Origin of the sequence: Ruminococcus sp. CAG:379, from assembly GCF_000434255.1 — a bacterium.
In the GTDB taxonomy this organism is placed as follows: Bacteria; Bacillota; Clostridia; order Oscillospirales; family Ruminococcaceae; genus Ruminococcus_F; species Ruminococcus_F champanellensis.
In genome coordinates, this window is record NZ_FR894858.1 from 19,744 (window position 1) to 27,336 (window position 7,593).

The 7,593-nt window shown below is 52.7% G+C and carries 3 protein-coding genes; all 3 read right to left on the bottom strand.

Going from position 1 to position 7,593, the window contains the following annotated elements; all coding sequences use genetic code 11:
• Window positions 1-63: 63 nt before the first annotated feature.
• The 3 genes from QVO51_RS03600 to QVO51_RS03610 all read right to left on the bottom strand — a co-directional run bounded on the left by QVO51_RS03600 (window position 64) and on the right by QVO51_RS03610 (window position 7,481).
• A complete protein-coding gene (locus QVO51_RS03600; RefSeq protein WP_022357274.1) occupies window positions 64-4,155 on the bottom strand; it encodes a lectin like domain-containing protein in 4,092 nt (1,363 codons plus the stop codon).
• Between the two features lie 579 nt (window positions 4,156-4,734).
• Window positions 4,735-5,007, bottom strand: a complete 273-nt coding sequence (locus QVO51_RS03605; RefSeq protein ID WP_015557215.1) for a DUF6514 family protein — start codon at window positions 5,005-5,007, stop codon at window positions 4,735-4,737.
• Window positions 5,008-5,306: 299 nt separating this feature from the next.
• The gene (locus tag QVO51_RS03610) at window positions 5,307-7,481 is read right to left on the bottom strand and encodes a clostripain-related cysteine peptidase (RefSeq protein WP_022357275.1); all 2,175 of its coding nucleotides are present in this window, start codon (window positions 7,479-7,481) and stop codon (window positions 5,307-5,309) included.
• Between the last annotated feature and the right edge of the window lie 112 nt (window positions 7,482-7,593).

Here is a 7,593-nt window from a genome sequence, read left to right on the forward strand (position 1 = left end):
AAAGACTCCGGAAAGGCGGATGCCCCCGGAGTCCCTATCATGTTATATTGTATACTGTCAAAATCAGCCTACCGCCAGAATATCGCTCCACTGGGTTACAGGACTAATCAGATCCTGTGCCCGGAACTGCAGAACGCTGACAGCATCGCCTACCGTAACCTCTCCGTCGCTGTTGACATCCGCATAATACTGCGCCGTATCATCCAGCACTGCATCCTGTCCTGTCAGGCGGTTTGCACAATCCTGTAGGATCAGCACTGCGTCTGCCACATCGATCTTGTAATCCTTGTTTACATTGCCAAGGAAGTAGGGTTCAAAATCTGTGCTCACCATAAACTGCACCGTTCCGGATGCAAGGCACTCCTCTGTTGCCTGTAACCGTGCATATACGATGTACAGTGGTCCGGGCTCCAGTGTAAACTCCGGCTCTGTCGTCCAGCCATAAGTCACCGCTTCTTCTCCGGTGTCCGAAACGATCTGAGACAACTGATATTCCACATGCTCCATGGCACGGATCTTCAGTACGTTATCCACGATCTCATAAATGATCTCCTTAGACTCCACATTCCACTCTGCGCTGGGAACAAGAACCGGCTCGGAATGCGCACTTGCAAAATACCGGTTGCTTGCACCAACGGTATAGAAGCTGATCTCACCATTGCCACAGCTTTCCAGAAGCAATCTGCCATCCTCATCGATCATACCCATAGTGACCATATCATCATAGTAGAAGGTACGCTCATCCGGTTCGTCATACTGATAAAATCCCACAAACAGTACCACATCCGGGTCAACGACTTCCTCTGTACGTCCCTCCAGATAATTCAGAGTATACGCCGGAGCATCCGGCCGTGCCGGAATCTCCAGGGTGTAGGGCGCAGTGCTATCATCCGTAAAAGACACATTCAAGGACTTGCCTGTAAAGTAGCTCAGACTCGTCGAACCGGCAGAAAACCGCAACGTCTCTCCCTTGTTGAATTCCACACTCTCGCTAAATCTCAGCTCACCATTTTCATTCAGATACTCAAAATTTTCAAAATAAGCATACTCATCAAAGGTATATGACACCTGTACGGTTTTCTCATCAAATCTCAGGGTCTCCGCCAAGTAATCAATGACTACAGCCGGACGCTCGCCGGTAGTCCGGAAGGTTTCATAGGCAAACTCAGATGCAAAAGCATTCTCCGTTGCCGCATACCGGACACCGATGTAATAGTCTGTACCCGGGATCAGATATTCAAACAGAGATTCCTCCGTCCACTCCTCAAACATTGGCTTGTTAATAGCATCCAGCAGCTCCTCCTTGTTCGTCACTCCGTATCGGTCATAGAACATATCCAGTGCCTGATCGTAACTAATGCCGGAAAACTCTGCTACACTAAAGATCATCTCTTCCAAGTCCTCCATTGTGGCAAGTTCCTTCTCCACAATGCAGTATTCCGCGCCAGACACACCGCTTACCTGCAGGGTGGTGTCCGTTGACTCCACCGTCAGCTTCTTGGTGGGAGCAGCCGGTCTTGCGGGCACGGTCACCGAATAACTCTCGCTTGCAAAGTCGGAATCTGTTGCGGCAATCCGGAAGTAATAGGTCTCCCCCGGCTCACAAAGAAATGCGCAAACGCCCTCCTCTATCAATTCCGTGCCAAAGTTTCTGGCAAGCTGCTCATCGGAGAAATCCTCGCTATGGGCCAGCATCAGCCATTCACTGTAGGTGTAGTACCAGTCCATATCCACCGGTCCCAGCAGTTGCCGTGCATAATCCATCACAGACAAATTCAGATTCATCTGGGGACGCTGGGGAATATACTCCTCCCAGGTCTCCTCACCATACTGAGCCGTCAAGGTCTGCCCCATCAGATCAGCTACATCGCAGTTAGACTCCAGCACATTGCCGTTTTCGTCAGTGATTGTGCATTCCTCCGCATTGAAATACAGAATCTCTGCCCGGTAATCCAGTGTTACATAGGGACGATAGATCTCCAGCGTATAAGTTTTGGGCAGCACCCCTTCTCCGCTTGCTGTGATCTCAATGGTCTGATCGCCATAGCCAAGGGCAATGGCATCGCTCTGCTCCCCTGCGTGATAGGTCTTGCCATTCACCTCGTACTGATACAGGGTGCCTGCACTCAGCTTAACAGCGTCCACATATTGGGGCACTTGTATTACTTCTTCCGGATCCAAGGTGCAGCGCTGCTGCGTGCCGCCGCCATACAGGGTAACACCGGTCAGGCTTGCGGTTTTCTGGGTATACTCCTTGGTGAGACGGTCGCCTGCCTTCTCTCCGGTAACGCCCCACGCAGTGACAGACATAGCCTGGTCAATGACAATGGGCTCGGTATAAAGCTGCTCCTTCCCATCGTCGATCTGGTACCAGATCTCCTCAGCGGAATTGCTCGTCAGAGTCAGCTCTGTGCCAAAGGGCACAGGCCCCTCTGGCTGAGAAAAGGAAACATGATTTTCAGAATTGGTGAACGCCTTCAGGCACACATTGCCCAGAGTCACCAGAACCTTGGAGTCATCGCCCGATGCAGTTTCATCGTCCTCTGCACCCTTGATCATGTCAAGAGCCTCCTCATCGTCCTGATAATAGGAGGTGTAATCGAACTGCTGCATATAAGCATCCGTCCAGGTCTTTCCGTCCGTGCTGATAAAGGTCTCGCCGTAATCCGTGTTGGCTTCCAGCCGTCCCTCTACAATGGGGGTCATCTCACTGGTCTCCCCGGTACCGTCCTGGGCAGTGATCAGAGCCTCTGTGGCAATCGGATAAGGGTTCACCGGGTTGGTGAGCTTCACCACAATGGCATACTGTTCTCCTTGGGCAACCGGAACCGCCTGCGCCAGATCAATGGTATGATAGCCGCAGTACAGCTCAGAGCCGCTGGTTACAGTGCTTGCTGTACCGGAGGTGGGATCCGTAGGATCCTGCAGATCCGTATACACCGTGATCTCATACTCCGTGCCGTTGTCAGTGGTGTAGAAGGCAGCCGCACAAACCTCTGTATCCGCCTCCGCCGTCAGAACCGTGGACAAATAGGAGGACTGGGTGGGCACATTGCCTGGTGCAATGGATGCCAACCAGCCAAAAGTGTCATGGGACTGCTGGCTCTCATAGTTGTCGCTTGCCTCTGCAATGGCCACCACATAGTCGTTGGCAGACTGATCCTCATAGGAGACCCAGATATAGCCATCCTCTGCGCCGCCCGTACCCCAGCTGTTCTTGATAAGCCATGCACCATCGTTTTCCGGCTGTGCATGTTCAGAGAAATTCTCCTTGGGATAGTTGTCATCCCAGCCGACCAGAAGGACAATGTGGTTGCCCCAGGTATAGTAAGGCGTGTAATAAGCCTCTGTTTCCGCATTGTAGTAATAGTCACTGGTATTGAATGTGAAAGAAACGCTGTGCCCATTCATAAGCATTGCCTTCAGATTCTCATTGGAACGGGTCACCTTGCCACTGTGATAGTCCAGATAACTGTTGTTGATGTATGCATCCTGCACATGGTATGCAGCCTGTGCCCGGAGTGCCAGCTTCTCCTCATCACTGAAGGAGCGGATCTCATCATCCTCATAGGGCAGGGTTTCCTCGCGCACCGGTCCGAACCATCTGGTCAACGCATTCAACCCGGTAATGGACCATCCTCCCTGATCAAAAATGTCTGATTCCATATCAAACTGACCATAGGTATCATCCCCCCAGTATGTATAATACGCAAGGTGCCATTCGGACAGGTCAATCTGATCGTCCTGTTCAATCAGTCCGGTTTCCACGGAGCCAAGAATGCCGTGCGCCCAGCAGGTGCCGTAGCTACCCTGATTCCGCACCGGGGTCACAAGCCCGTAATCCCGCAGGTCATAGCTTTCCGGAAACTGATAATTCTCCCCCAGGATCTGTTCATAATCCGGCTCTGCAAGTAGTGCCGCATGGTAAGGCGTAATGGATACTGCCTCCGTTACCTCGCCATCTGCCTGTTCCTTTGCCGCTTTCTGCGCCTGCATGGGGGACGCTACGAAGGTCAGCTCCTGCTCCTTTCCGGCATTCTGCCTGAGCAGATCCACCGCAGAAACCACCGTTGACCAGGGCATACAGGATGCCGTCATCAGCAGCGCAATGCATGCGCTCAGCGTGCGGCTGTACAGCTTTGGATTTTTCCTCATGAGTTCCTCCTCCTCCTGTTTGGTCGTAGATTGTACATAATATGGATGATAAAATAGAACGGGTGATTGCTGCTTATAGTATATCATAAAACGATTTAAATGTAAAGGCAATGCCACAGAGAGAAAGGGCTTGTACCACACAAAGACAGGGCTCATACGGCTGGTATGCCAAGAAACTTTCGGCAGATTTGCATAGAAACAGTGCGAGGATCTACGCATATTGCGTAGAATTTCTGTGTGATGTGACGAAAAAATAGGGCGGCATCACTCAAAGCTTGTACAGCACATGTGCCAACTTTTTTCGTCAGACTTCACAGAGATATTGGCATATTATACGAGATTCATGTGCAGTATAACGAACGATTCCACACAGATGCTGTGCAAAGCCAACAGGCGGCCTTTGCGCGGTATTGCCTTAACGCAGGATGCATGAAATTTTTCCAAAAAAATACGTTGTTAGGCTTAGTGTCAACACGACCTAATACAGAAAGCAGCCGCATCCTTTTCAGCTGCGACTGCTTTCGATAGAATTCGACAATTTTTTTGTAAAAAATATAGGCAAGAGTTGTAAGCTCCGCCCTACAAGGATGCCAGAAAATCCTCTGCCAGGTCATGCAGTTCCTCCGGCTGCGCAGTGTTCCGGGCAAGCAGATTTAGAAACTCCAGGATTTCACGCTTGGACAGGGTAAGATCCATCTGTTCCGCAAACCGGGTATCATTATAAATACGAATCCCATAGGACAGGGCGCAATGCGACTCCACACACACCGGATGCACCACTACCTCATAAGTAAGGCTCTGATCCGGCGCAGTGCGGGTCTCCAGAACGGATGTACAAATTACAGTATACATATGAAACTCCTTTCTTCATGGTGCGTCTGTCATGCAGCGCACCGGGGCGGTATGTCCGACTATATCAGACGCTTCTTGTGGCTTTCGCTGGCCGGACGAAAAGCCGGGATCCGGAAGCGCCCACAGACGGAATGGTGGGCATACAGTGGGCGCTTCCCTTTTGCTGTCCTTAGTATAGCATGCGTCGTCTGCACGGTATCCGCAAGTTTCGACTTTATTCGACAAAATTGGAAGCGAAAAGAAAAGGAGACCTGTTGAAAGTCTCCTAATTTCTTCACATTTTGTCGAACGCCGTCAAGTTACTCGTAATAGTAGACCTCTTCGCCCTCCACGTTGTAAACCACATAGTCCGTATAGGTCTCGCCGCCGTAGATATCATTGATGCAGAAGCCGTAGTAGTAGTCCCCATCCGGCAGAATGTATTCCTCCAGAGCCGGATCTCCGTCATACACATAATCGGAACCCACAAAGGTGCTTTCCTCCCAGGTGTCCGTATCGTATGCGGTGTACCGGGGCACGATCTGATCCCCCTTCTTCAGCGGACGAATGGTCCGTGCCGCCTGTCCGCTTTCTGCGTCAATACCATCCCACACACCCAGAATGCTGGTGGTGCAGGAATCCGCCCCATAGTCCTGCCGGATCCGCAGGTTGGTGTCCACCCCGTTCAGAGTAATGGGCGCCGTGTAAATGTTGTAGTCGTAGTCAGCTTCTGCAAGATATGCCGCCAGGGGCTGACCATCCGGCAGCGCAAACCAGTAGCCGTCAAAGCCGTCATACACTTCTCCGGTGTCCCAGTCCACATATACATCATCATCTGCGCCGAAATCCAGAATCCGTCCGTCATCCAGGATCATGTACAGGCAGTTGTAAATCGAATCCGTTTCCCACAGGGTCTCCTCCGACAACTGGAACACATAGTTCCCGTCCTCATCCATATAAGGCGCAACCTCATACTGCACAGAGATCTCTCCATCCTCCCCGGACAAGCCGATGGATGTGCCCTGCTCCCGGTTCCAGTAATCCCAGCTCCATGCTGCTGACTCCAGGGCATCCTGGCTCCAGAACAGGGAATCCTCCCCCAGCCACAGATCCTTCTGATACCCGTCCAGCATGCCCTCATGATCCGCACCATAAGCGATCTTATCCACAAAGGACAGATACCAGGGGCTGATACACACATTGCGGAATACGGACAACTCTTCAGAACCCTGGATGCACAGGGGGTAATAGGTGGCAAGCCCGGAAGCGTCCTGTCGGCGCTCTCCGTTCCGCTGGTAGATCACGCATTCCTCCAGGGCTGCCAGCGCATCCGCTGCACCTGGCAGCAGGGACTTGCTGTTTTTCAGTATGCATCCTGCATCCACCATATTGGTGTAGCCCTCCGCCTTATTGTTGCCGCCGAAGTTCAAAGCCGTGGTAATCCCACGCACCAGTTCTGCCAATCGTTCCGGCTGCTCCGTCAGATCGTACATCTGCCGGGCAGCTTCATTCCAGCTTTGCATGAATGCATCCAACCGGCTCAGATCCGTACAGGAGAAGGTTGCCTCCTCCTCGCTTTCGCAGTCTACACAGGCATCATAATAGCTGTCGCAGATCAGCTTTCCCAGCGCTGCTCCGTCGGCATCCGGGTGGCTGCCCAGATACGCCCCGATGGCGGTATAATCCCAGCCGTAGCCCGGCTCCGTATCCTCCGAGGCATACATATAATCCGCATGGGGCACCAGCAGATTGGCCGTTTCCACCGTTGCCATCAGGCAGGCATCGAAGCCGATGAACCGGAAAGAATCCGTCATATTGGGATACACGCTTTCCAGAGCGCCGCCCACCTCCTCCAGGGACAGGCTGTCGTCCTCATACAGCTCGTCAAAGCACACACCGCAGATACTGCCGCTGCCGTGATTCCACAGCACCAGCCCCATATTCGCCGCCGGATAGCTCGTCGTCCCCCAGGCAAGGAAATTGGCAAGGGTACTGCCGTCCCCCATGCTGGCACCCGGCTGACTGTCCACCTTTTCCATATTCCCGTCCTGGATCACAAACCGATCCAGTTTGTCCGGATCCACCTTCCCGGCTGTCCATGTCTCTGCGCCTCCGGTCTGCACCACAAAACGCACCCGGTCGCCGGTGGACGCCTGCAGCATTTCCTCCATATCCTCCGTGCCGGAGCCATCCGCACTTTCCAGATCGCTGCCGCACATATATATGTAAATCGTCCAGGTGCCATCCGCCCCCATGGGCACAGTATTCTCCCGCCGGCTGCGCTGAATGGTCAGAGCGCCGTCCTGTCCGGCAAAAAGCCGGGTACCGGTCTCCCTGGTGGGCGTGACAGTCGGAACATTCCGATCCACGGTAGTCTGAGGGATGGATTCATTCCGGCCGCCTCCGGAGCTTTCCTCCTCCAGATTCAGACACCCCCCTGCACTCAGCAGCATGCTCCCCGCAAGCAGCAGCGCAGCAATACGTTTGTAGTTCATAAGATCCCCCTTTATGGCGTGGCATCCTGTTTCCCGTGCAGTATGTTTAAGGAGCACCGCCATATGCACTTTATGTGGTGTTTCTTTTGGCAACACCGCACAAAGATTGTGT

Coding starts and splice junctions, on each gene's coding strand:
- QVO51_RS03605 (WP_015557215.1), bottom strand. CDS start 5,007: ATGTATACTGTAATTTGTACATCCGTTCTGGAGACCCGCACTGCGCCG.
- QVO51_RS03610 (WP_022357275.1), bottom strand. CDS start 7,481: ATGAACTACAAACGTATTGCTGCGCTGCTGCTTGCGGGGAGCATGCTG.
- QVO51_RS03600 (WP_022357274.1), bottom strand. CDS start 4,155: ATGAGGAAAAATCCAAAGCTGTACAGCCGCACGCTGAGCGCATGCATT.